The organism is Microbulbifer mixtoriginis (SeqCode) (genome assembly GCF_052466715.1).
In genome coordinates this window covers 977,317-1,002,465 of the sequence record NZ_CP174288.1, presented here as the reverse complement: position 1 = coordinate 1,002,465, position 25,149 = coordinate 977,317, and the positions used below count along the sequence as shown (strand labels likewise).

The following is a 25,149-nucleotide window of genomic DNA, read 5'->3' as shown; positions in this document are numbered from 1 at the left end:
GGTGGGAATTAGGAAGGGCTTGCCGAAAGGAAACGTTGGCAGTCCCCTAAGCCATGTACCCAACGTTTATTGAGCTGAATACAGGCTTACCGTACAACCTCTGCTGATCCCACCAGCCCTTTGAAGCGACTTTCAAAATTCCGATTAAGATAGAGCCAGTGTTTTGCTGAGATGCCCAGCCACTCAAGGATAGGCTGCGTCTTTTGAGAAATGGCACCGATCGGCTTGAGATCTACATAGGCTATAAAGTGGGCTTACTGAATCGAGACTGGCGGATTAGGTCTTATTGTGACTGCTGGGCCACGCAGACAGTAGCAAGCTAAACAGACCCCTCCAGATAAGAACGTGAACTTTCAATACACGACTACATCATTAGCTCGGCCCATTAGCCACATGGCTTCGATGTCCTTTTCCACCTCGCATCCAGGCTAAGCCTTATAGGATGTTTCTATTCGTCAGCTCGTAGTTTTGCTAGCGGCTTCCTCCCCAAAAGACCTCACAGTGTTGCAGTTGCCATTCGCTAGTAGTTAGCATTTAATGGAATCCATTAAATGGTGATCCTCCTACAGGGGACTTTCACCCCATTAGTTCACGCTCATGCTGGGCGTACCAAGTCAATTAACTACGCGCCTTTGGTGCCCGACAGCTTACACGCCGCTTCGTTATGTTTCTGAGGATGACTAGTGCATAAAAATCAAGTTCGAAGATTTTATGAGGTTCTTTGGGATGCCCACGATAAGAAAGCAATGCCATCGATCCTGCATAAGAGCTTCTCCTTTAGAGGATCATTGGGGCAGGAAAAGCGAGGTCACAAAGGTTTCGCTGAATATGTCGATATGGTTCACAAAGCGCTGGGTGATTACAGATGCATTATTGAAGATCTCGTAGAAGAGGGAGACAAGGTTTTTGCAAAGATGTCCTTTACCGGATTTCATAGAGATGAGTTTATGGGCTTTTTACCATCACATAAACGCGTAACTTGGAATGGGTGTGCCTTGTTTACCTTTGAAGGTGATCGAATCTCTGATGTATGGGTACTGGGTGATTTAAAGAGCCTTGAAAACCAGCTCAAGAAAAACGAAATATAACAGTCGCAGTCAGCAGGACCGTCGCTACGTGCCGACCTCTGCTGCAAGGCGTTAGTTTTCATCGGGCTTCGATCAATGAACGTTATATATCTAACCTTATTAATCATCCTTTATTCTCAGCGAGCCATTTCGTTTGAATATGATCATAAGAATTTAAGCGTTGATTTAAATAATGCCACTGACATTGTTATTGCTAAGAAAATCTCAGGCCGCATCGCGTACGCAGATATGACACATGAAATTAGCTCATATAACGCAAAGCCTATTGAGTGGCGTGACTCTCCAGCGTGGGAGAGATTGCAAGATCTGAATCGAGGTATCGACTCAACTTTCTTGGTATTGAATTCAATCAAGAGTACTTTTGAAATAGGGGATCGATTTACATTTAATGACTCATGGATACCTGTTGAATTGGGTTCAGTTCAACTGTATTTTCTATATCGGAAAAATGATCAAATCCAGTCTAATCCGTGTCATCGAATACCAATCGGCGATAACAAACAATCAATCGTCGAGCTTTCTTCAGATCCTAATGGGATTATTGGTTTGGTTTTACGCAATAAGCTATCATTTTGCGATTCAAAAAACTGACAAAGCAATGCACTTGACCTCCACTGCGCCGCTTTATTTTGTGCTTTAATAGCACAAAATCAACCAACTACGTTCCGGCCAGTGCTTTGGGCGTTATATTTTCCACTGTTAAGGAGGTAATACAATGTCAAAGGAAAGAACTAAGAGCTTAGTCGATTTATTTTCGTCTAGACTAACGACTCTTGGTCATATTTTTGAAATTTCTGAACAGCACTTCCATGAGGAGTCAGAATCCATATTGGATTTTCGACTAATTGAAGACATGCTTCCTTTTGGCACACAGATCGCCTACGCATGTAATCAGCCTTACAATTTCTCGCTTTGGTGCAAAAATCAGGAATCCGATAATCTATCTCCTAAAATTGAGTCCTTAACCGTAGCTAAGAACCTAATTGAGCGAACTAAATCTCAACTTCAAGATTCGGAGCTAAGAGATTCAAAATTGTCAGAACTAAAGCGAATAAACCTTGGTGGAAATCAATATCTTGAGTTAGAGGGGAAGGATTACATTCAAGAATTTCTAATCCCCAACTTTTATTTTCATATGGTTTCTGCTTACAACATCATGCGAATGAAAGGGGTTCCTTTGGGAAAGGTAAACTATATGGCACATGTAGCTCCCTTGGTTAAGGTGGCATAACAAGTGACTATGGTCCTTAGTCAATTATTTAAGCCATCTTTTTTGGTTTACCAGCAGCGACTAGGCGCTCATACATTGGTTTTCATTTAGGGTGCATTGTATTGCCGACATCATAGAAAAAATAAGACTGTACGCACACGATGTCGTCCGCCTCGAATATAGGGCTAACCCTGGAAGCTGCCACTATTACGGTTCATCGGGGTGATACCGCCAAGTGCAGCGTTTTTTTTACGGTTCAATTTTCCTACCTCGGGAAGCTCACTCATCAACGTATAAGCCAATACATTTCCGCCCCCTTTAGCACTCAACAGTAGGTCGCGCCTTTGCCGCCACTCAGGCACACTGTTAACCAGTTTATCCAGTTGCTTGTCGATACCTTGTAGCTCTTTCTTTATGGTGTTTAGAATGGTCTGTATAGGTTTGAGTACTGACCTAGGCATCCTCTGAAGTCGATTCTTTTGCATTGTGCTCATCTCTAAGCACTGGCTTATTAAAGTCAGTAAGTCACTGATCTCCCTGAGTTTTTCTGGCTTTAGCGCCGATAGTCTTGGCTTCATGGCCTCACCAGAATGTGCAATATCAATTGCATTTAGCCCGTCGGTTTGGCGAGGCGTCCTTCGGATTTAGCGAAGCTTCTTATCTGAGACGGATTGCAAGCGACAATAGGTAATCCTGCTTTATCTGCGGCGCAAACAAACTCTAATTCGCGTCTTTCAATAGACTCTATTAATACGCTCTGAGGTTTAAGAGGTTGTAGTTGTTTAATGGCATCTTTAATGCCATTTTTGGCATTGTTAACACTAAAGAATTGGCCAGTAGATCTCACATAAATATCGAGTTGTTTACTACTGGAATAAATACCGACATTGATCTCTTGAGGTTCCATAAGATAAGCCATCTCCATCTTGCTATTCGGGCTCAAGGCCCACATGGCTATTCGAGTTATGCCTAGTGAGTGCTTTTCACGTTCATACTTGTTATCGGTCTTTTACGGACCTGCCAGGCAGCGAACTGTGATAAACAAGGCCTTCGGTGGCCGCTGAAGGTGGGTCTCAATTGACTCGTTAGCGAAAAGGATTTTCAACATCAGAATCGGGCAAGAACAACCATACAAGTCAATTAACTTCGCGCCTGCGGCGCCGGACAGCTTATATTGCGCTTCGCTCCGAGCCTGCTGCCGGTTATTGAGGCGTTTAGGTGACATAAGTGCTCCCCCGCTTCGACCATCAGCTGGAGGCGTCCGATGGATAACGAGCACGCTGTAGTAGTGATTGGAGCCGGATTCGCCGGACTTTCCTGTGCCGCCCGACTGAAGAGCGCAGGTCTCACCAACTTGGCCATCTTAGAGAAGGGGGAAGGATGCGGAGGATTCTGGCGTGGGAACTATGACCGGATCCGCCTTCACACGCCGTTTCACGAATTGCCCGATGACGGTGGAATTCGCCGCGACTACCCTGAGTTCCTTCCGAGAGACGACCTCATCGAATATTTCGAACGATACGCAGCACGCCACAACTTGCTCGGCAATATCGTGGCAGACACGGAGGTTTCGTCAATTGCTCTGGACGCCGGGCGCTGGTCGATAAGGAGCTCTAAGTCGGAATTCCGATCACGGTTTTTGGTAGTTGCCACGGCGTCCAATCGGAAACCAATTTGGCCGAAGCTTAATGGCTTAAGCGAATACGGGGGAACGGCGATACATAGTCGACAGTATCACAATGCGACCCCGTTCAAAGGCAAGCGAACCCTTGTAATCGGAAGTGGAAACTCTGCCGCAGAAATCGCCTTGGATCTCGCTGAGGGTGGCGCCCGCGAAGTCAAGATGCTCATCCGAGGCCCGCGCCATGTGTTGTCATTGAGAGGCCTGGGAATCGCTGCCCGTGTTGCGCGGTTCCTCAAGACCGGGTTCACTTCAAAGCACATTGAAGAGTCGCACGCCTATACGCGCTCTCACCCAGCGTTTCGGGAGAAACTCGCAAAGAAGGACAGGTTCCTCTCTACCTTCTCAATCGATATGAGCGAGTATGGAATCCATCCGCCGGATTCGGGCCCGGCGACCCAAATCTCATTGCACGGCCGAGTAGCGTGGATGGATCAAGGCACCGTAAAAGCGATAAACCAGGGACGGATCAAAGTAATTGATGCGAAAGAGAACCCCCTGCAACGATTGAGCAAGAGGGGCGCCGTCTTCCAAAATGGCCACGAAGATTTTGATTTGGTCGTATTTGCTACTGGAATGGAGCCGGGGTTAGATGACTTGTTCGAGGAGCCAGCAAGATTCCTAGAATGGAATGACGAGATGTCCCGCCTAATGCCTCGGACCGATGGCCGTAGCCTTAGCATCGTTGAGTCCACCCTATTCTTCCCTGGATTCGACCTTTCGGTAAACGGGGGGCTGAGCCTTGGCCTATGGGGATTCGAGTGTGCTGATGCTATCCTGCGCCAAATGGGTTCTGGAACTACTGCGACCTAACGGCGGACGAGTCACCGGGCGCTTTTCTTCCGCCGCGCAGCATGGTCGCTACCGAGAAGTGCCCTATTAACACGCCGATCAACTCGGCGCTGACTGTTGTACACACTATGAGACTATTTACTGATTTTTATACAAAGGTTGCACTTAAGCTTTATCCATATAGGTGGTTATTAGTTGTGTCCTTTTTTCTTCCTTTTATAGGTTTGTCTCCTGCCTCCACGGCACTGCTGGTAATGCTATGGGTGTGGACCAATTTAGGACTATTTATTGTTTTAACTTATGGACCTATCAACCATTTAGAGGGCTCTATTATATGGAGTGACTGGTGGCGGCCTATAGCTTGGGTTTTCCTGATTCCAATCTTACTGGGAGCCTTGGCTGCAACAGTCCTAATTCCTTATGCTCTTATACAAAGTAATTAACAAACCGCAGCAGACGTTCCCTTTGATCGCCGGACTCGCACAAGCGCGAGCCGTTTAACTGGGCGTTAACCAAAAACTAATGTCAAAGAAGCGTAAAATGAGATACAGAGAGTACGTAGATCATCCACGATATGGTTCCAAACCAATATACTCCGGAAGCAAGATGACGGCTGAAATGGCTGCGTCTGCTCATTGGAGCCTTGATAAAGATAGTGTTTTCCCCAAAACGGCTATCCCGGCAAATATTGATAGGCAGAACTATTCAATATTTCCGCGTAAGTTTTACGTAGATATAGAACGCTGTTGTATTCAATGCAGGCGATGGTTTATTTTTTTTGCTAACGAGCAGAAGCACTGGTTTGAAGGGCTGGGGTTTTATGTTGATGCCGATTGTACCAAATGCGTCGACTGCAGAAAAAATGATCAGAACATTAAGCTGATGCAAAAGAGATATCAGATCCTTAGTGTGAAAAAAGGTCGTAATGCAAAAGAGACATCTGAGATTAAAAGAATTGCCTTAGAGCTATTTCAATTGGGATATATCAAAGATCAAACTATAGTGGATAGAATTGGCTAACAAACGCAAACAAACCGGCCTATCGGCCTCGACTCACAACGCTCACGTTTCTTGCAGACGTTAGATTGCCATGGTCAAGTCATTATCAACCGTTGTTTTAGTAATCTTGATATTATTTGCTATGAAGCAGTGGATGCTTTCTAAAGATAAGCAAGAAGAACTTGCCAGACTCAATGCAATTGAAACAGCAGAACAGTGCCTCGCGGTTGGTGGGGAGCTTCGTCCTGTATGTATGTCCGGTACTAGAATGTGCATCGTTAACTATTCAGATGCCGGAAAATCCTGTCTAAGTAGCTCACAATGCCAGGGTGAATGTAGGGTTTCGGAGAGTAAGGCTGGCAACGTTTTTGCCATGGGTCAGTGCTCTACCTCCAATAATCCTTGTGGTCGCTGGGCAAATGTCGAGCTAGGTATGGTAAACCATGCTATTTGCTTCGACTAAATCTAACAAACGCAAGCAGGATGCTAAGGCCCAGCGGGCCTCCGCGGACGTTAAAGCACTATGAAACTACTACCAATATTTTTGTTTCTTTGTTCCAGCACCTGCTACAGCTGGGAATGTGCCGAGCGTGATCCGCCAATTTGCATAGAGGAATTCTAGAATCAGCGCCCCAGAGTTATTGTTGCCCAAGTGGTTTCAGGAAAGTACGATCTGAACGCAAAAGATGAGTATGAATACCAACTTTCGGTCAAGCATTGGCTTAAAGGAAATTTGGGAAGAAAATTAAATATACAGAGCCGTGATTCTTTACAACTTTCAATTAGCGAGAAATACATTTTTTTAATTAAAAATAGTACGGTTGATTTTTGTGAATTGATTTTGCCGTTTTCGTATAGCTGGCTAGAGCGTTTTGATGTTCCAGTGGAGCAGGCTCGTGTAGAAAAAATTGTGGAGCTTTCAGGTTACAAACCTTAACGATACACAATGCAGTCAATGTTAGAGAAACTATGAATAACGAATACAGAGCAAGGGATTGGATTAACTTCATTTTAGAGAGATGTCAGTTCCCTGATACACAAGCGCTAAAGAATCATCTCGACAAAGCCGTGTTTTCTGAGTTCTGTCAGTGCGGATGTAATAGCTTCAAAGTTCTGGTCCCGGATTTCACCAAGGCCATTGCAGTTCCAGGTAAATATGGTGTAATTTTTGAAGCAAACTTTAATCTTGCAGAAGCAGGTAAAACGTTAGAGATCCTAATATTCTCTGGAAAATCAGGAATGGTTGAATACATAGAAATAGACTGTAGTGGTAACAACTTTCCTATCCCAGAAATAGTTGAGGTTGTTGGAGAACCGTTTCATATCAGTGCCGGTAGTGCGCTACTTCTCTAACGAAAGCCGGCATATGCACGCACTTCTTGCGCTGGACTCACAACAAATTGCTCGCCTTTGCGACGGGCATTAAATTCACGGAGATATCGTGCTAAAGATTCTGAAACTTATAACATTTACACTATTGAGTATGTCGGTACTGGCAGAGTCTATTGAGTCCATTAACAAAGGTAAGCACATTGAAATCTCGGGTTTTGACTGTGCAGATAAAAGCACTCATATGATTGAGTGGCTAGGACTGGGAACGGATTATCGTAGCTTTGTAGTAAAGGATGTAGAAACAGAGCTTTATAATCAGCAACCAGGTTCTCAACTTTTAAAGCTTGAATGCACTGGTGAACCAGAACTGCTGACTGGTGCGTTACCACAAGATGGAGTTGAAGCTAAAGCAATCTTAACGAGGTTCTCGGTGACATTTCCTCTTAAAGCTACCATTAATCTTTCTGGTACCATCTGGGTGTTATCTATTGATCAAAATTACTACGCTGAAAACCTAAATTTACTCACCGATCGTAAGCTAACAAAAAAATTCACGGTCAAAGGCAGTTCCAAGCAATAAATTTAACAAGCAGATGCACTACGTTCCGATCAGCAGCCTCTATTGGACTCGTTACCCTCACTGATAAGCTAGGCGTTATCAAACAACATAAAGTCTCACTACTTGTACTCTGACAACTTAGCAACTTGTTTCTACTGATTTCACCTTCATTTCACCTCTGCTTCTTTAAAGTGATGCTCAACCAGTTCTTTAAAGGAGCTAGCCATGTCTAGCAGTATTCACTTAAAGCAAATTGACCATCGCTTTGCCTTGGCCAAACAACAGGTCAGCCTGTTTGAGGATTTAAATATTGAACTGCACAGTGGTCAGTCTTATGCCATTGTGGGGCCCTCTGGAGTAGGTAAATCAAGCTTATTACTGTTAATGGCGGGTCTTGAACCTCCCGTTTCTGGCAAAGTGCAATTCCAGAAAAACGGTAAGCCGCAGCTATTAAAGAGCCTGCGTCAAAGCTCAGGTTTTATTTTTCAGCAGTTTCATTTGTTACCCGAACTCAATGCCTTAAACAACATCGCGCTGCCTTTAAAACTAAAAGGCGATAAACGTGCATTAACCACAGCCAAATTATGGCTCGACAAAGTGGGGCTAGCTGAGCGAATGTGTCATAAACCACAACAGCTCAGCGGTGGTGAGCAACAACGGGTGGCCATTGCCCGTGCTTTTGTCATGCAGCCGCAATTTATTTTTGCCGATGAACCCACGGGTAACCTAGATGAAAAAACCGCGCAACATATCGCGCAATTGATGTTTGATTGCTGTCAGCAAAGCGGCACGGGGCTGGTACTCGTCACTCACTCGATGGAATTAGCGCAGCAGGCCGATACTTTACTGCAATTGGGTCAAGGCAAATTAACGGTCAAGGCGCGCTACCAAGCTACGTCTATGGTAGGCGCATTATGCTGATTTTATTAGTGTGGCAATTATTCCGCCAGCGATACCATCAAGGGGATGCGCGCTTAATTCGCTGGACCCAAGCAAGTTTGATGTTCTTCATTTTAACGCTCAGTTTAACCAGCAGTTCCATTCAGGCTTATTTGGCCAATAATTTGCAGCAAATGCTCGGCAGCGATTTGGTAATTTCTCAGCATCAAGCCCTAACCGATGCGCAACTAAACAAGTTGCACCAGCATGCGCAGCAGTTGAGCGTGAGCCAGCTGGTGAACGTAACCTTGACCCATGATCACCATTGGCAAGCGGTGCAGTTAAAAGCAGTGGATGATCATTATCCAGTGCAAGGCACCGTGCAAGTGGCGTTTGAGACGGATGGACAAGGACAATCCCTGAGCCATGGGCCTAAATCCGGTGAAATCTGGGTAGATAACCGATTGTTTGCTTCGCTGCAGCTTACCCTTGGCCAACCCTTAGATATGGGACATGGACAATTAAAGCTCACAGGTTTGGTACAACATGAACCCGACCGTCTGCTCGAAGGCCATTCGGTGGCGATGCGGGCATTGGTGCATCTAGATGACCTTTCACTGATACAAGCCAACAATGCCCACTTTCGCTATTTACTTACGGGGGATAAAAGCGAACTGAACACCCTAAAACAATGGGCCACCACTGAGCTAGTAACTGCACAGCTTTATGACAAAAACAGTGGCCATCCGCTGGCAATGTTTTGGCAACGGGTTGAGAATTTTGTGGGCTTAGCATCGGTACTGTTGTTTTTGATGGCGGCCATTGCCATCGACCAAGCCGGTCGACGTCAGTTGTTATCCCAGCAGCGTTTTGTGGCGGTGTGTCTGGCCATGGGCAGCGATAAACCCCGAGTGTTTGCTTTATCATTTGGTCAATGGCTATTAACCGTCATTGCAGGGCTAATTCCGGCAACCGCCTTGGCATGGGGGGCCGAATACCTAATTTTGCAGCAGATGCAGACACAGTTTGCTGACCTAACCACCACCTGGGTATGGACAGATTTCCTCAGCAGTTACGCGCTATTGTTGGCTCTATTGGCAATTTTCCAAATTCCCAATTGGTTAGTGATGGCCAAAGTAACCCCGGCACAGTTGATTCGCCAAATGTCGAGTCCGAATCACTTATTGCCTCGCTATGGATTTGCGTTAATCAGTGTGGCTGCGGTGGCTTTTGTTTACTCCGACAACGGTCTGCTCACGGCCATGACGCTATCCGCTATGGCAGCGACCTTGATACTGATGATGGTATTGACTTGGTTGGTACTGAGTTTGGGCCATACGGTGTCGAGCCATGCAATGGGTATGATAGCTTTTGGTTTTTATATGATGAAACAGCGATTACTTAGCAAATCCATTCAAATTTTGGGCATTGGAATGTGTGCCACCTTGTTGCTGTTCACCTTGAGTTTGATGAAAGACATTGGCCAAACCATGGAAGGCTATACCCGCGAGCACGATGGTAATCTGATCATCACCCAGGCCAATGAACAACAGGTGCAAGACATTCGCCAGTGGAGTGCACAAACTGGCAGTGGCATTCGCCAATTAAAGCCGTTTTGGTACGGGCAGTTAAGCCATATCAATGGCCAGACGTTGGCGGAATTTGCCACCAGCCCCAGCGAAAGTTTGGCTAGTTTACAAAAGCCTGTCCGCTTGCATTTCAGTATTCAGCAAGCAACCAACAACCAAACGGTGACAGGCCAACGCTGGCAAGATCGAGATGCCGACTGGCAACAAGTATCGGTAGAGCAAGAAGTCATGACTGATATGGGGTTGAAACTCGGCGACCAATTACAGTTTGAAGTTGCGGGGCAATCTTTGAACTTTGAAATCAAAGCCAGTCACAAATACGTGCCTGGCAAAGGTTCCATCACCTTTTGGTTTAATGTGCCACAAAGCACCAAGAACCAGCTTCAAACACCGCCACTTTATATGGGTAGCCTTGAGCTTGCGGACACTGCTTGGGGTCAGCTGGCAGAGCTTTGGCAGCGTCACCCATCATTGCGGTTAATCTCGGTGCGCGAATTGACGCAACGCTTTGACGATACTTTGTCGATGGTGATTAAGCTGGTATCTGGATTTAGTTTGATGATTATTTTACTGGCACTGCTGGTGATCAGTGCGTCGGTCAAAGGCTATGAAGCTGATGAGCGTAAAAAGAACGCTTTACTGATCAGCTTTGGCCAATCACGTCTTGCGTGCTGTAAACTAAGCCTGTTCGAGTGGTTGCTGACTTCTTTAATTGCTAGCGTGGGGGCTATTTTAGGTACCAACCTTACAGCTCAATTGATCTATCAGTCTCAATTTGGCATTAATTACAAGCCAGATTGGTTATGGATCATGGCTACTTTACTTGTCAGTGCATTGGTGGTGTGCAGCGCTGGCATGATAACCAATCGCAGCAGTTTAAAGTTTTCCGTTGGGGCCCTGTTAAGGAACGGAGGCTGAATACAAGTTCAATTTTGTTGGTGGAAGATCTGCAGGATTTGGCCAATAACGTCACCGAATATTTTGAGCCCAAAGGGCTGTCGGTGGATTAAACAAACTGTCGAAGAGAGATATGTCCCTCAATCATCCGGGTGGGCGGCATTGTCTTCTATACAGTAGTGGCAGAGATATAGAGTCGCTTATTATCCAGGACAGCAACAAGTAGCTATTCATAAAAAGGCCGGGAAATTCACTTTGGGCCTCCATGGGACAGCGTTATTGCGGAGATCATTTTTTAGATGGTTTGCAGTTGTTGTAAGTACCAATCTCTACCTGAACACTTTCCTCCAAAGAACTTTGCTACAAGCGAGCACCGCAGTTTCATGCTAGTGCCTTCGTTTTAAGTTAATAAGTTCTGTAAGCTAGCTGCCCCATTGTAAAGTGTCAATCAGATAGTTAATTAGTGGGGAAAGTATGGTATTTTCCCTAAAATTTTATCGGACAGTGTCTGACAGGAAGAATGTAAGCGATTCAGTGCGTACCAGCTATAACCAAGCTAGGCAAGATTGCTGAGACTGAGCTGCCCTTGCTGTCAACGTTATGCTCAAATAAAAAGTATGATACCAACAATAGAAACTGAAAGGCTTAAATTGGTTCCGCCAAGCCTAGAGTGCTTTGATGCATATGAGAAATTTTATACAGACGAAGAAGCATCGAAAATGTATGGCGGACCTATTAATAAAGAACAAGTTTTGACTAGATTGAAAGCCGACCTGGGATCATGGCATTTGCTGGGTTTTGGTGTTTGGGTAATCCAGTTAAAATCAGACAATAACTATATTGGAACGTGTGGTTTTTGGCAGGGTAAAGACTGGCCAAGAGAACTTACTTGGTGGGTCATACCTGAAGGGCGCGGGAGAGGTATAGCTACAGAAGCATCTAATGCAGCTTTATTGTACGCTTATAACGAGTTTAAATGGGATGTAGTTGAAACCTATATGAATGATGAGAATATTGCTGCGCGAGCCTTAGTAGAAAGGCTAGGTGGCAAAAAAACAAGGCGGGAAAAGTTTAATGATGGCTTGAGTAGAGATATCTATGCATTGCATAAATCAGTCTAGCAAGCCAATTAATCCGACTTCAATACGCTACACTTCTTTCTTCGGCTTATTGGGGCGTTAGCGATAAGGATTGTCTTATGAGCAAAAATCTTCTTATTGTAGGAGCAAGTCGTGGGATTGGATTGGCGGTTGCCGAATTCTACGACGCAAAAGGAGACAATGTTATTTCTGTCTCAAGAACACCACCAACAGTGGGTAAATGGATAGAGGCTGACATCTCAATACCAAATGGCATCGAAAAGGTACTGGACACAGTATCTGAGCTAGCTATAGATGGTCTCTTATTTATGGGAGGTGTTTGGGAACATAACGCATTCACTGAAGAATATGACTTTGAAAGAACCTCTTATTTCGAAACTCAAACCGTAATTAATGTAAACCAAATAGCTCCTATTGAGATTGTAAAAGGCCTGCTAGATAATCTCCGTAAAGCTGAAAATCCACGGGCGGTATTTATAGGTGCTACTTCAGGGCTTGATTCATCCACCACATCCGAAGTTGCGTATAGCGCCTCTAAGTTCGGACTCCGTGGAGCAGTCCACTCCCTTCGAATTAGCTATAAAAATGAAGGCATCGGATTTACTACGATAAACCCAGGTCTTGTTGGAACGGATGAAGTTCTGGCTGATATCGAGTCCGGTGAATTAGCTGGCATTATTCCAATACCAGTAGAAGATATAGTCAGAGCAGTCGACTTTGTAATGCAATCTAACAAAGACACGGATTTGGGAGATATAACGCTCACACAAAAACACGAGAGCTAGCAAGGGCGTGCACCGGCCATTTTATAGCGTGTGCTATTTTCGAGTGAGCAAGCCACTTTATCGAAAAAATCATCCACCATAAAAGTCGCAGTGATGCAGGCGTTAAATTTCATAAACATGTATAGCGCATTTAAAAGATACCTTAAAGATCTAGAAACAGAAGTTGAGATTGTTTCTGCCGCTTAAATTAATGAAGAGGCAACCTCAAACATATTTTCTTTTGACTTTAACCAGGGCTTACTCTGTGAGTGGGAGTATGATTCTGTTCAATATTTTTTGGGCAAATGTGCTGATATTTACAAGCGGAAACGTAGTGGTTCAGCCATAGTTTTTTATTCTTGGCTAGATAAGCAAGCTGGCCAAATACGTACTTCAGTAGTTAGTGAACATCATTGTAAGCTGCCTTTTGGCTACAAGCACAATATGACAAATATGGAGCAAGTCGTAGGTAATACCTATTCTGATGATTCCAGCTTGTACACCAAGGGGACGCTACATGTTTGACATAAGTACATTTAACAAGTCAATTAACTACGTACATTTGGCGCCCGAAAGCTTACACTCCGCTTCACTACGATTCAGTTTCGGGTTATTAAGCCGCAATATGTTGAAATTGTAATGACTATCAAAGAAATTATTGAAGAAATCTCGAGATAAAGGCTAATAATTTTTCGCCTTCAGCTCTCACTATAATATTTTGCCTACCTACTTAGCGTGAAGCAGATAATGATGATGACATTATTGAGACACAAAAAAAGGCTCAAAGGTAATTCACTGGAGCGATGTGAAATTGCACCATCTATGGATCGGGGATTTCCATTTAACACACTCGAAGAGATGAAAAACGTATTTGATGCAATAGTCACCAAGTGGCCTCAACTGTAAAATCAATGCAAGTCGATTACGAAACAAAAAAGAGCAAAATGCTTAACGTCAGCTTTGAAGCGTACCGCTATGTCTCAAGGAACATTTATGAAAAAAATAATATGTATTTTTAGCCTCATTTTACTTCAGGCGTGCACATCTGGAAATTTAAAAGTAAATGTACCAAAAGAGTATTACTTGTCGGCGGAGAGCGGCAAAGGTGTGGTGATCACATCTTTATCCTACACAGGCTCGTTTGCAGAATATTAAATATTTTTAAGAAAAAAGGGCTCTAATAAACCAATTACTTTTGTTCTAGGTTCAAACGCAGCATTAATCCCGCCAGGAATGATGGAGTGGGATATTGAAAAGCCGGGATTGAGAGGAAATGTCTATGTTTCAGAGTTAGAGGCTGGAGAGTATGAAATATACTCTTGGCAATCGAACAGTGGTATGGCTAGCTTTTGGTCTTCTAATAATTTTTCAACAAAATTTACTGTTGAGCCGGGAAAGCCCATTTATTTGGGCGCCTTCCATTTTCAAAGAAGATCTGGATTCGGCGCTACTATTTTAAACATGGACGTTCTATATAGGAATATGGCCGAAAGGGACCTAGAAATAGCCAAAAGTAAATTTCATTACATTAACGTTGATGAGATCGATTACGTATCCGAAATCTCCCAATCAGAGGAAGGCGAAACTCTAACGGTTTGGGTGCAAAAGGATTAACTGGACAAACATTTCAAGACGTTGCAGCTCGACATCCAAAGCTGCGACTGAACGCAGCGTTGTGTTTTTGAGGGAACTATGTCATTAACTTCACTTCTTATCTTTTCTGGAGCGATGCTGCTCCTTGCTATTACTCCTGGCCCGGGGGTTTTCGCAACGATCGCAAGAGCACTAACATCTGGAATGAAGGAATCTTCCATTGTTGTTTTAGGTATCGTTGTCGGAGATATTATCTTCCTGCTATTTGCAATTTATGGCTTAAGTGCAGTAGCTAAAAAAATACATTGGTTATTCATACTGATTAAATACTTTGGCGCTGCATACCTTATATATTTAGGATGGAAACTCTGGTCATCCGAGCCAGATATAGCAGAGATTGAGTCAGCAAAAGTAACTTCTCAACGAGAAAGTTTCTTCGCTGGCCTCTTCATAACCTTAGGAAACCCCAAAGTAATCTTTTTCTACCTTGTATTCTTACCAACATTTATGAACTTAGAAACACTTTTAGCCATAGATGTTTTGGCGATAAGTTCAATGGCAGCAATAGTGTTGGGTTCAACTTTACTATTCTACGGATATACAGCAATACGAGCAAAGAAAGCATTAAATAACAGACACTCGCAAAAGACACTTAACCGTATTGCCGGTGCAACTATGATTGGAACTGGTACCGTCCTTGCAACCAAAGCATAACAAGAGCATAGTGTTCCTCGCTTCGCTCGTGGGACGCCTAAGGAACCCCATAGGCAAGTGTTCTGCGCAGTCAATAAACTAACTAAGGAGAAAGAAAATGGGTGCTTGGGGAGTAGGAAATTTCGATAACGATTCTGCTGGTGATTGGACTTATGCACTTGTAGAAAGTTCTGATCTTTCAGTGATAGAGAGTGCTATCAATGCTGTATTCGAAGACGATTACATCGATTCTGATATAGGAAGCGAAGCATTGGCCGCTATTGATACACTAGCCCGTGTGAAAGGCCATTTCGGCAAGAAAGATAGCTATACCGAAAGTGTTGATAAATGGGTGTCCAAAAACAGCATTGAACCATCAAAAGAACTAATAGAGAAAGCTGTCAAAGCAGCAAATGCTATCTTGGGTGAAGAATCCGAGCTCAACGAGCTTTGGGGAGAGACTGAAGATCTCGACGCTTGGAAAAGTGAAGTAGAAGCAGTCATTGAAAGAATCAGCGCATAACAAAAAGTAGCACACAGATTCCGAAAAATCTGTCACCTTTATACTTGTACACAAAAGTCACCAGTTTTACTACACCGGTGTGCCGAGCGTTATGTTTTCAAGGGAAATTCATGAGAATTATAGTATTGCTTTTAATATTTTCTTCTTGTGCTTTCGCGGATAGTTTCACATTCAGGAAGAATGAGAAGCCAATTGAGAAGCATGAAAAATTATGCCTTAAGCAACACCCACCTACTCACAAGGCAATGTTCTATAAATCCGAACTGTGCGAATTCGGAAAGGAAGGTTGCAATGGAGTAAGCTCAAACGAACCTTTTGAAGTTCTATGTGACCTTGAACGTGTTTCTAAGTGTTACCCCATGAGTGCTTGGCAAAGCAGAAATCAATACTTCAATTTAAGTCCATCGGTAGAGGTAGCAAATATCAGTCATAGAGTAACTTTCTCAAAAGGAGTTAAAGTGAATACTATATGTGCACACTACAAGTAAAAATAACAAGTCAAGGCTGCCGGACGCAACGCAACGCAACGCAACGCAACGCAACGCAACGCAACGCAACGCAACGCAACGCAGCATGAGGCCTTAAGGTATCCAGAATAAGTCGACTCTCCAAAACCATCGATAATTTTGGAGCGCCGACACAATCATGCACTACGTCGCTGGGCTCGTAACGAGCTGCTCGCCTGTACGGCGGACGTTGTACGAATATGGAAAAAAGAAGAGCTCACCCCATAAATTTCTGTATCGTGGAAACCAGAAGTGTGCTGCCTATGCACTGCAATTGGGAATTCAGATGATCTGTAGTAAAACTAATGACAATACGATGAATTTCGTTCCAGTCACTACGTGGCTTCCACCAGACGGCCCATGCTTTGTGCGATCTGCGGCATACCCAGGGTGTTAGTGCAATGAAATCAAAAATAGTGATTTTCTTATCGGGTATCGCAATAGGAAGTGCTGCATCATACTTCATTATGGCTAATCAGTGGCGGATTCATCATGATGCGAGTGCATTAACAATCCGAGGTAGAGCAATGGTCGCAATCACTGATTTACTCTCCGAGTCCCAGAAAAATCAAAATTTAACTATTTCAGAAACTCTGGAGAAATATGTCTGCGATGAATATCGAAGACAACAATCTATCTCTGAAGACACTATAAACTGGAAATCTTATGGGCTAAGCGAGCGTGCAAGAGAGGAAGCGATGGAAAGCTCCATGAGGTATGTTATGCAGGCAAAAGCATATAATCCTCCATTGGTGAAACGCTGTGGTATCTCGCCCTAACACTCGCAGGTAGCTTGTTCCGGCCCTTTAGGCCTCTGTTGACGATAAGACAGCAATGTATCGAACGATATTGGTAGTAATTGTCTTATTGCTTTCAGCCTGTACAAGTACCAAAGAGCAGAGAAAGCCGGAGCCAAAGTTTCAGGTTCAAATTGAATCTTCGGGAGTGGAGTATTCAGTTGTAAGAACTATTGCATTGCAATATCTCTCCTATGTGTCACGGTATAACTATGATGGTGAAAGTATTGAAGTTAGCAAATGTGACGGTACAGTGACCAATTAGTGCCATTATTATGTGAGCCATATAGGAAATGGTTGTGGCTGGGGCTCATATGTCATTGCGCAATGCATATCAGATAAATGTACTTTCAGTTTTACTCCATACAATGCCGGTACCGTAATTTGTGAATAACCTTAACAATGGGGTCCATTCAACGCCCAAAGCTATACACCTTCTTGTGCAAGGACCTGTATCCCTATTATGCTACAAACAACGTCCCACTTCGGCTTCCTGCTGGCAACGTTAGGTCTGAATAAATTATCTGAGATCTTCAAGAAGATGAAAGTTGATAAAAGCGACGCTCGAAAAAGAGCCAATCAAATTAAGCCTTATCGCTGTAAAAATCTAATATGTGTTCTTGAATACCCGATGGATATGAAGAACATAGGGACAGTCATTCGAAACGTCAATGCTTTAGGCGTCGAAAAAACCTATATTATTGATCCACGCAACTCATTGCCTGATGAATGGCAGGAAATGCGAGAAAGGAAATCACTCTCAAAACCGTCTGTCTCAGCAATCAAATGGAGCTTTGTAAAGCGATTTGATAGTACCGAAGAATGCCTGGATCATTTGGCGAACAACAGATTTACCTCGATTGTTACCTCTCCGCATGTAAAAGGAAAAGACAACTTTATATTGCATGAGGCCGATTACACTCAGCCAAGATTAGCAGTATGGTTTGGTAACGAATCTAGAGGTATCAGTGATCTTGCAGTCAAAAATAGCGATTTCTGCGTATCTATTCCAATGTTTGGAATGATAGAAAGCTTAAACCTTGGAACAACTTCTGGGATTGTATTGTATGAAGTTACCAAGCAGCGCCGCGAGTACCAGGAAAAGTATAAGCGAGCCAATCGTCGCACCTAACAAAGTAAGCTATGGTTGACTATAGCTTTATAACCTCATGAGAGACTTATGGTAACTCCTACAATTATTCTTTTACTGTTAGTCAGCCCCTTGGGCATCGCCTTTTTTTATTCAAAGTTTAATGACAGACCTCTGAACGTTACCAAGTATTCCTGTTGGGGACTGGGAATATCCTTTATCTTCTTTTTCATTGGACACCTATTTAAAACGGTAGAAATGGTAGAAATGGTAGAAATGGTAGAAATGGTAGAAATGGTAGAAATGTTACCGCCTTGGATTCCTTTCCGCTTAGCATTAGTCTATCTCACTGGATTGATTGAGCTATTGATAGGTATAGCTCTTTTTACCCCAAGATATCAGCCACTTGCTGCAAGACTTGCAATTGTAGTTTTCGTTATTTTCTTCCCGGCAAATATTTATGCGGCATTTAACGATACTGGTCTTGGAGGACATCAATGGGGACCTGTTTATTTATTAATACGTGAACCACTACAAATTATATTAATTGCATGGGCGTATTTCCTATGTGTAAAAAGTCAGAACAAATCAATGCGGCTGACCGCTGAAGCAGCGCCCAATTGAGGCGTAAGGCACCACTAACTTAACAATTTAAAGTATAATGTATACAAGACTTTCAAAAGTTGCTCTCGTCTGGGCAGTTGCATTTTTCTCTTCAATAGTGGTCTTCAATAACCTTACTGATTATGATACCAACTATCAGTTCGTTTACCATGTCCTTAAGATGGATACTATATCCTCTAATAACAAGGGTATGTGGCGGTCTACAAACTCCACCTTGCTTTATCACTTGGTATACAGATTCATAATTTTTATAGAGGCTTTAATTGCAATTTTCTGTTGGCTAGGAGGTTTCCGTCTATTAAAGCTGGCAAAAAAACCAAATCTATTTAATAAAGCCAAAGGCTTCGCAATACTCGGATTAACCCTGGGTATTGTTTTGTGGTTTTCAGGATTCATAACCATTGGCGGAGAGTGGTTCCTGATGTGGCAATCCAATATGTGGAATGGACAACAAGCTGCTTTTCGCTTAGTTGTCATAATTGGCATCGTGCTCTTATACCTCACTACAACTGATAAGGAAACAGATGCCTAAAAAACTCCTGCCGATTAACAACGGACACACCACTAAGCAACTAGTTGCCCTCATCCGATATAGAATTTATCTGCATAAGTATTGATCCCCATAGACAAATTCGACGCATCTTTGATGGTTTTTTCAATCTCACCCACCGGGTGAAATGACGGCGTTGAGATTGGCTCAGCCCTTCCAGATTAATTAAAAATCTTAGTACAAAACAGAGAATTTCAACCTATTTTTTAGGTTAAGGCTATTGTTATATAGTTCATTAAGCTTTAGGACTCTGGCTTAAATGACAATATTTCACATACAGAGAAAACCATTATGTGTTTTTCAGCCACAGCATCATTCGGATCAGCAGCTGTTCTTCTTGTTGGTGGTGCTTTGTGTACAAGACACGCTATAAAAAATGATAAAACCTATTTGTTGCTTGCGATTACCCCTATCTTTTTCGCGTTACAACAAGCGAGTGAAGGTGTGGTATGGATTGGATACAACGGAAATTTAACATCACTGACAACCGCAGCCTCCATTTTCTATTTGTTTTTTGCTCTGCTTTTTTGGCTTGCCTGGATACCAACCGTAGCCTTTAGCCTTGAAACAAAAAAGTGGAAAAGGATTTTTTTTATCACATTAATCATCATAGGCTTTGTTTTTGGCTTATATCTTTGGACACCCGTCCTATTGGAAACAGGACCAAGACATTTAGTAAAAACCAGCGTATGTGGGCATAGCTTATGTTACATACTGTCCGATGGCAGCTTGTTTTCCATTACAGCAGGACACATTATTTATTCTTCACTAGGTTTTTTATTTTTATTATCAAGCAACCAAGTTTTTAGGAAATTTTGGGCACTTGTCATGCTGTTCGGCGTTATCATCTACTTTACACAGCGTGAAACGTGGGTATCAACCTGGTGTTTCTTTGCTGCATTATCTACCTTATGGATTTATTTTCTATTAATGAATGATTATAAAGCAAAGATTAAAAAACAGGCATGATAATTGTAGAGGCAAAGCTAATTTGGCCACGGCGTAAAGGGAAAGACCTGCAAGGAGTTTTTTAAGGATCTAAGGATGCTATGCTTTTGACCTGATGCCTGCTTTCAACATCACATAACGCGTTACTGCATCAGACTATGGTATAGTGCAAACAACACTATACCAGCCAACACCGGCCATAAAAATATTATGAATCTCAAATTTGTTTCGCCGAGTATGAGAAGATTGTTTTTCACTCTGTCAGTTATATTTATTTCCGGGTGTGTTTCTACCGCTAACATATATGAGAGAAATGCCAAAGCTAATGAACTAGAAGCACAGGCTGAAGACGCCAGAGTAAACAATAATTATTCCATGGCCAAACAGCTGGACAGAAAGGCAGAGAAGCTACGAGAAAAAGACTCTATCAACAAAGAGGATATCGTTGCAGGTATTTTTTCCGAGCTTTTTAAGCGATTGTTCGGAGGAAGCTCTAAAAATGATCAACATGGTTGGCAGTAAAGCAAAGCACTAAAGTAAACCTTTACCAACAAGCATTAGGCGGTTCAAGATATCTATACCGAGGCTGATGGTACAATCTGATTTGGGTCGGCTTATTTTACAGTTAGATATTGATTCTATTCAGCTGACCACTGTGATTCTGGGATAGGCAAGAACTTATTCTCTATGAGAAAGGGTACATTGGCATATGAGGTTTAGGGTAGGTGTTATAATAACCCACCTGCTTAAAAAACACTCAACTCTTTTCCAATCAGAAGAAGCCTCCGCTGGGCTGCTAATAGTATGCTTCACACGGGACTGGTTGCCGGCTAGCTTAGTGATAACTATGATCAGCAACTACACCCGAACGCTGCCCGATGTGTTTAAAATCCAAACTACCGGAAAACCCGTGCACCCCATACTCTCCATAGAAAACCTGCAGTGCCGCTACGGCGAGCAGGTGGTTATCGAATCAGTTTCCTTTGCTTTACAGGCCGGGGAGATTGCCTGCTTATTGGGCCCCAGCGGCTGCGGCAAAACAACCCTACTGCACGCCATCGCTGGATTTCAGCCAGTCGTTGCAGGGAATATTCAACTGTCTGGAGAAGTAATCTCTTCTCCCAAAGTAAAGGTTCCAGCGGAGCAGCGGAAAATTGGGGTGGTATTTCAGGACTATGCCCTCTTCCCACACCTCACCGTTGAGCAAAATATTGCCTTCGGTATCCAGTCAATGCCGAAAGGCCAACGGCAATCTCGTACCCAGTCGTTGCTACAGCTAGTACGCCTGAAAGGTTTTGGGCAACAGTATCCGCACCAACTATCCGGCGGTCAGCAGCAGCGTGTCGCTCTGGCTCGGGCACTGGCACCGCGCCCCAAGTTGTTGCTGCTGGATGAACCCTTCTCTAACCTGGATACCGAGCTGCGCCGCAGTCTCGCCGCCGAAGTCCGCCATATACTGCGCGAAGAGAAGATCCCTGCGATTATTGTTACCCACGACCGCCACGAGGCCTTTATTGCTGGAGACAAGCTGGGAGTACTCAGCCAAGGTCAATTACAGCAGTGGGACAGCCCACAGGATACTTATCAGAAGCCAAAGAATTTGGCGGTTGCGAGAATCGTTAGTGAAGGGAATATTATCTCCGGCACTGTCCTGGGCAATGACCTAATCAGCACCCCATTAGGGGAAGTAAATATGCCAACAGCTGCATACGAAAGTGGAGATAGGCTCGAACTGTTTGTGCGCAGTGAGGATATTGCCGCAGGCGAACATCCCAGTGCGGTTATGGCCCAGGTTGTGGAAAAGAATTTTCTCGGCAATCAAGTGAGCTATCGCTTCCAGTTAGCCGAAGGGGAAACTGTCGAGGCCGCTTTGAATGCAAATGTTCAAGCCGCTCCCGGTGATAAAATTCCCCTACGCCTCTCCTCTGCACTGGTGTTTGACCAGGCCCGATAGCAGCTATCAAGACAGGGCGGGCGCTTCAGAGCTCGCCAGGGCTGTGCGCTCCTCACCTCTACGCCACCCAATGGAACGGCTCAGCAAAATTACCGGTATCAATCCCACCAGGACAATCAATAAAGCCCCCAGGGCCGAGCGCTCCAGCATCTCATCGGAAGCAAACTGGTAAACATAGGTCGCCAGGGTGTCAAAGCCAAAGGGGCGCAGTAGCAAAGTTGCCGGCAGTTCTTTCATACAATCCACAAAGACCACCAAGCCACCCGTTAGCAGCCCTGTACGCACCAAGGGGAGGTGCACGGCCCACAGGGTTTGCCAGCTATTGCGCCCCAGGGAGCGGGCAGCCCTGTCCATTGATGGGGTTACCTTCTCCAGACTGGATTCTATGGCCCCCGTGGATACCGCCAGGAAGCGCACCGTATAGGCAAAAATAATGGCAAAAATACTGCCGCTTAACAGTAGCCCTATGGAAATATCGAAGTGCTCACGTAAAAAAGCGTCGACGGCATTATCAAATGCGGCCAGTGGAATCAGGACACCAATCGCCAGTACCGCCCCGGGCATTGCATAACCCAGCTTGGAAAAGCCGACCAAAAGCTTCACAGACCTCTTGGGTTGCAGCCGCTTACCGTAAGCTAACAGCAAGCCCAGCAATACAGAAACCAGTGCCGCTGCAATAGACAGCAACAAGCTATTGCTGGCGATCTGTATAAAATCTTCGCTCCAATAGCTGGAAAAGTTACTGAGTGCGTATCCTCCCAGAACCAGCAGGGGAATAATAAAACCGGCCACCAACAGTAACCCGCAGAACAACAGAGCTACGCCAGCCCGCCAACCGCACAATACATAACGTTCACGCTGAGAATTTGGCGACTGTACAAAGTGCTTCTGTCTCGCCCGCCCCATTCGCTCCAGCGTAATTAACAGAACAACAAAAATCAGGGTGCTACAGGCAATTTGTGCCGCGCCTCCTAAATTACCGCGGCTCAGCCAGGTATCGTAAATTCCGACACTCAAGGTACGCACGGCAAAGAAATCGACAGTGCCGAAGTCATTCAGGGTTTCCATCAGCACCAGTGACAAGCCCACCGCAATTGCCGGGCGTGCCATTGGCAGGGATACGCGCAAAAAGCTCTGCCAGGGCGTGCAGCCCAATGACCGGCTCGCGGCCCGTATACTGCCGCACTGTTCGATAAAGGCCGCGCGCGAGAGCATATACACATAGGGGAAGAGCACCAGTGACAGCATGGCAATCGCCCCACCCATACTGCGGATCTCAGGGAACCAGTAATCCCTGGCCGTCTGCCAACCAAACCAAGCCCGCAAGGACTTTTGCACTGGACCCGCATACTCCAGTAAATCTGTATAGACGTAGGCAATCACATAGGCGGGAACTGCAAACGGCAGTAGCAACGCCCACTCGAACAACCGGCGTCCGGGGAACTGGCACATACTCACCAGCCAAGCGCTGCCCACGCCTGCTATCAACGTTACTAAACCGACACCACCAGCCAGAATCAATGTGGAGGACACATAGTGAAACAGCACCGTGTCTAACAGGTGCGGCCAGATATTTTCTTCAGGGAAAAATGCCAACCAAAAGATAGATAGCACTGGCAGGGCTACCAGTAGGGAAATAGTAGCTACCAGTAGCAGCCAGCGCGACGCTGATAAATTCGCTCGGTTTAGCATGAATTAAGAAATCAAAAGCTCATTATAAAAGAACGGCCCTGGTCTCTCGACAGGGCCGTTCGAATAAGGCTGAGATAGTGCTGCCAATAGGCTGGGCAACAACTCCCATTCAGTTAATCATTCTAAAAGTCAAAGCGTACTTCATCAACCATACGGGAAGCCGCCGGAACGTAGGAGCCGATTTCCGTGAGGCTCAGATCGTCTTCTTTAAACTCACCCATATATTCCTTGATCAACTCAGAGCGAGCAGTACCGGGGCGTACAGGGAACTCAAAATTTTTCTCAGCGTAAGCGTATTGAGCATCGGCACCACTGAGGAATTCCAGCAGCTTAACGGCGTTTTCACGGTTGGGGGCATGCTTGGTCAGCGCCGCGCCGGAAATAAACATATGGGTACCGCGATCCTTCTGGTTAGGGAAGATCAGGTTTACAGACTTGGCCCAATCCACCTGCTCCGGCTGCTCCTTATTGGTAATCATTTTACCGAAGTAGTAGCTGTTACCCAGGGAGAGGTCGCAGACACCTTCGCTAATGGCTTTCACCTGTGCACGGTCATTGCCCTGCGGCTTACGCGCCAGATTCGCTTTCACGCCTTGCAACCACTCTTTAGTTTCTGCTTCACCGTGATGGGCGATCATGGAGGCGATCAAGGACAGGGTGTAGGGGTGCTTGCCGCTGCGGGTACAGATTCGGCCCTTCCACTTAGGCTCTACCAGCTCTTCGTAGCGAGTGATCTCACCGGGTTTAACGCGGTCTTTGGAGGCGTAAATTAAACGCGCCCGGGTTGTCAGGCCGAACCAGTTACCGGCCTTATCACGGAATTGCGCCGGGATATTGTCTTCCAGGATTTCACTGCTTACCGGTTGGGTCAGCTGCTTATTAAGCAGGTCCATCAGACTACTGGTATTGGAAGTCAGAACCAGATCGGCAGGGCTGTTGCGCCCTTCCCTTTGCAACCGCTCGTTCAAGCCTTTGCTGGCGTAGACCACTTTGGTCTCAATACCGGTTTTCTCGGTGAACTCCTGCAAGATCGGCTCAATCAGGAAAGGTTGTCGGTAGGAGTAAATATTTACTTGCTCAGCGGCATTGGCCCCAATGGCACCAATCAAACCAACAGTTGCAATCGCTTTTTGAAATAGAGATCTGGTAAACATGGGAGTCCTATCACCCTGGGGTTAATTTGAGAAGCATTCTCATTTGGAAAGGTATTAATGTCAACCTGGAACTTCTATACCCAGCAAAGTCGCAAAATCCCTCCTATGCTTATGCTTAGATTCAAGCCAGTCACC

27 protein-coding genes are annotated in these 25,149 nt (G+C 44.7%); 22 read left to right on the top strand and 5 right to left on the bottom strand.

Annotated elements, in window-relative coordinates; all coding sequences use genetic code 11:
• The first annotated feature begins 683 nt into the window (after positions 1 to 683).
• The 3 genes from ACJJH9_RS04470 to ACJJH9_RS04460 all read left to right on the top strand — a co-directional run bounded on the left by ACJJH9_RS04470 (position 684) and on the right by ACJJH9_RS04460 (position 2,319).
• Positions 684 to 1,088: an ester cyclase gene (locus ACJJH9_RS04470; RefSeq protein ID WP_444924452.1), complete on the top strand. Its 405-nt coding sequence runs from the start codon at positions 684 to 686 to the stop codon at positions 1,086 to 1,088.
• A gap of 75 nt (positions 1,089 to 1,163) precedes the next feature.
• A complete protein-coding gene (locus tag ACJJH9_RS04465; RefSeq protein ID WP_444924451.1) occupies positions 1,164 to 1,679 on the top strand; it encodes a hypothetical protein in 516 nt (171 codons plus the stop codon).
• A gap of 124 nt (positions 1,680 to 1,803) precedes the next feature.
• Positions 1,804 to 2,319, top strand: a complete 516-nt coding sequence (locus tag ACJJH9_RS04460) for a DUF1993 family protein (protein ID WP_444924450.1) — start codon at positions 1,804 to 1,806, stop codon at positions 2,317 to 2,319.
• Between the two features lie 164 nt (positions 2,320 to 2,483).
• Here ACJJH9_RS04460 and ACJJH9_RS04455 read toward each other — a convergent pair whose 3' ends face one another.
• The 3 genes from ACJJH9_RS04455 to ACJJH9_RS04445 form a co-directional block, all read right to left on the bottom strand.
• Positions 2,484 to 2,876 (bottom strand): transposase, encoded by a 393-nt coding sequence (locus ACJJH9_RS04455; RefSeq protein ID WP_444924449.1) that lies wholly within the window; start codon positions 2,874 to 2,876, stop codon positions 2,484 to 2,486.
• 32 nt (positions 2,877 to 2,908) lie between these two features.
• Positions 2,909 to 3,205 carry a hypothetical protein gene (locus tag ACJJH9_RS04450; RefSeq protein ID WP_444924448.1) on the bottom strand — a complete coding sequence of 99 codons (297 nt, stop codon included), beginning with the start codon at positions 3,203 to 3,205 and terminating at the stop codon, positions 2,909 to 2,911.
• A 102-nt stretch (positions 3,206 to 3,307) separates the two neighbouring features.
• The gene (locus ACJJH9_RS04445) at positions 3,308 to 3,523 is read right to left on the bottom strand and encodes a hypothetical protein (protein ID WP_444924447.1); all 216 of its coding nucleotides are present in this window, start codon (positions 3,521 to 3,523) and stop codon (positions 3,308 to 3,310) included.
• 39 nt (positions 3,524 to 3,562) lie between these two features.
• On the opposite strand from ACJJH9_RS04445, the gene ACJJH9_RS04440 reads away from it, so the two are divergent.
• From ACJJH9_RS04440 to ACJJH9_RS04350, 19 genes are all read left to right on the top strand, one after another.
• Positions 3,563 to 4,792 (top strand): flavin-containing monooxygenase, encoded by a 1,230-nt coding sequence (locus ACJJH9_RS04440; RefSeq protein ID WP_444924446.1) that lies wholly within the window; start codon positions 3,563 to 3,565, stop codon positions 4,790 to 4,792.
• A gap of 585 nt (positions 4,793 to 5,377) precedes the next feature.
• Complete coding sequence (locus ACJJH9_RS04435; RefSeq protein ID WP_444924445.1) at positions 5,378 to 5,791, top strand: zinc-ribbon domain containing protein; 414 nt, start codon at positions 5,378 to 5,380, stop codon at positions 5,789 to 5,791.
• 631 nt (positions 5,792 to 6,422) lie between these two features.
• The gene (locus ACJJH9_RS04430; RefSeq protein ID WP_444924444.1) at positions 6,423 to 6,707 is read left to right on the top strand and encodes a hypothetical protein; all 285 of its coding nucleotides are present in this window, start codon (positions 6,423 to 6,425) and stop codon (positions 6,705 to 6,707) included.
• Positions 6,708 to 6,739: 32 nt separating this feature from the next.
• Entirely contained in the window at positions 6,740 to 7,123 is a 384-nt protein-coding gene (locus ACJJH9_RS04425) for a hypothetical protein (protein WP_444885742.1), read from the top strand.
• A gap of 88 nt (positions 7,124 to 7,211) precedes the next feature.
• Positions 7,212 to 7,682, top strand: coding sequence for a hypothetical protein (locus tag ACJJH9_RS04420; RefSeq protein ID WP_444924443.1), 471 nt, complete (start codon positions 7,212 to 7,214; stop codon positions 7,680 to 7,682).
• A 204-nt stretch (positions 7,683 to 7,886) separates the two neighbouring features.
• Entirely contained in the window at positions 7,887 to 8,582 is a 696-nt protein-coding gene (locus ACJJH9_RS04415; protein ID WP_444924442.1) for an ABC transporter ATP-binding protein, read from the top strand.
• Positions 8,576 to 11,047 (top strand): ABC transporter permease, encoded by a 2,472-nt coding sequence (locus ACJJH9_RS04410; RefSeq protein ID WP_444924441.1) that lies wholly within the window; start codon positions 8,576 to 8,578, stop codon positions 11,045 to 11,047. The genes ACJJH9_RS04415 and ACJJH9_RS04410 overlap by 7 nt, the downstream gene beginning before the upstream one ends.
• A gap of 596 nt (positions 11,048 to 11,643) precedes the next feature.
• On the top strand, positions 11,644 to 12,147 hold the full coding sequence (locus ACJJH9_RS04405; protein WP_444924440.1) for a GNAT family N-acetyltransferase: 504 nt from the start codon (positions 11,644 to 11,646) through the stop codon (positions 12,145 to 12,147).
• Positions 12,148 to 12,224: 77 nt separating this feature from the next.
• Entirely contained in the window at positions 12,225 to 12,911 is a 687-nt protein-coding gene (locus ACJJH9_RS04400) for an SDR family NAD(P)-dependent oxidoreductase (RefSeq protein ID WP_444924439.1), read from the top strand.
• A 1,215-nt stretch (positions 12,912 to 14,126) separates the two neighbouring features.
• On the top strand, positions 14,127 to 14,504 hold the full coding sequence (locus ACJJH9_RS04395; RefSeq protein ID WP_444924438.1) for a hypothetical protein: 378 nt from the start codon (positions 14,127 to 14,129) through the stop codon (positions 14,502 to 14,504).
• A gap of 78 nt (positions 14,505 to 14,582) precedes the next feature.
• A complete protein-coding gene (locus tag ACJJH9_RS04390; protein ID WP_444924437.1) occupies positions 14,583 to 15,197 on the top strand; it encodes a LysE family translocator in 615 nt (204 codons plus the stop codon).
• A gap of 97 nt (positions 15,198 to 15,294) precedes the next feature.
• The gene (locus ACJJH9_RS04385) at positions 15,295 to 15,699 is read left to right on the top strand and encodes a DUF4259 domain-containing protein (RefSeq protein ID WP_444924436.1); all 405 of its coding nucleotides are present in this window, start codon (positions 15,295 to 15,297) and stop codon (positions 15,697 to 15,699) included.
• 907 nt (positions 15,700 to 16,606) lie between these two features.
• The gene (locus ACJJH9_RS04380) at positions 16,607 to 16,984 is read left to right on the top strand and encodes a hypothetical protein (protein ID WP_444924435.1); all 378 of its coding nucleotides are present in this window, start codon (positions 16,607 to 16,609) and stop codon (positions 16,982 to 16,984) included.
• Positions 16,985 to 17,543: 559 nt separating this feature from the next.
• Positions 17,544 to 18,134 carry a TrmH family RNA methyltransferase gene (locus ACJJH9_RS04375; RefSeq protein WP_444924434.1) on the top strand — a complete coding sequence of 197 codons (591 nt, stop codon included), beginning with the start codon at positions 17,544 to 17,546 and terminating at the stop codon, positions 18,132 to 18,134.
• A 48-nt stretch (positions 18,135 to 18,182) separates the two neighbouring features.
• On the top strand, positions 18,183 to 18,716 hold the full coding sequence (locus tag ACJJH9_RS04370; RefSeq protein ID WP_444924433.1) for a DoxX family protein: 534 nt from the start codon (positions 18,183 to 18,185) through the stop codon (positions 18,714 to 18,716).
• 37 nt (positions 18,717 to 18,753) lie between these two features.
• Complete coding sequence (locus ACJJH9_RS04365; protein WP_444924432.1) at positions 18,754 to 19,248, top strand: DUF2165 family protein; 495 nt, start codon at positions 18,754 to 18,756, stop codon at positions 19,246 to 19,248.
• 309 nt (positions 19,249 to 19,557) lie between these two features.
• The gene (locus ACJJH9_RS04360) at positions 19,558 to 20,235 is read left to right on the top strand and encodes a DUF6629 family protein (protein ID WP_444924431.1); all 678 of its coding nucleotides are present in this window, start codon (positions 19,558 to 19,560) and stop codon (positions 20,233 to 20,235) included.
• A 189-nt stretch (positions 20,236 to 20,424) separates the two neighbouring features.
• On the top strand, positions 20,425 to 20,736 hold the full coding sequence (locus ACJJH9_RS04355; RefSeq protein WP_444924430.1) for a hypothetical protein: 312 nt from the start codon (positions 20,425 to 20,427) through the stop codon (positions 20,734 to 20,736).
• Positions 20,737 to 21,061: 325 nt separating this feature from the next.
• Positions 21,062 to 22,168, top strand: a complete 1,107-nt coding sequence (locus ACJJH9_RS04350; RefSeq protein ID WP_444924429.1) for an ABC transporter ATP-binding protein — start codon at positions 21,062 to 21,064, stop codon at positions 22,166 to 22,168.
• A gap of 6 nt (positions 22,169 to 22,174) precedes the next feature.
• On the opposite strand, the gene ACJJH9_RS04345 is transcribed toward ACJJH9_RS04350, so the two are convergent.
• Together ACJJH9_RS04345 and ACJJH9_RS04340 are read right to left on the bottom strand one after the other, a co-directional pair.
• Entirely contained in the window at positions 22,175 to 23,860 is a 1,686-nt protein-coding gene (locus ACJJH9_RS04345; RefSeq protein WP_444924428.1) for an ABC transporter permease, read from the bottom strand.
• Positions 23,861 to 23,982: 122 nt separating this feature from the next.
• The gene (locus ACJJH9_RS04340; protein WP_444898831.1) at positions 23,983 to 25,014 is read right to left on the bottom strand and encodes a Fe(3+) ABC transporter substrate-binding protein; all 1,032 of its coding nucleotides are present in this window, start codon (positions 25,012 to 25,014) and stop codon (positions 23,983 to 23,985) included.
• Positions 25,015 to 25,149 lie beyond the last annotated feature (135 nt).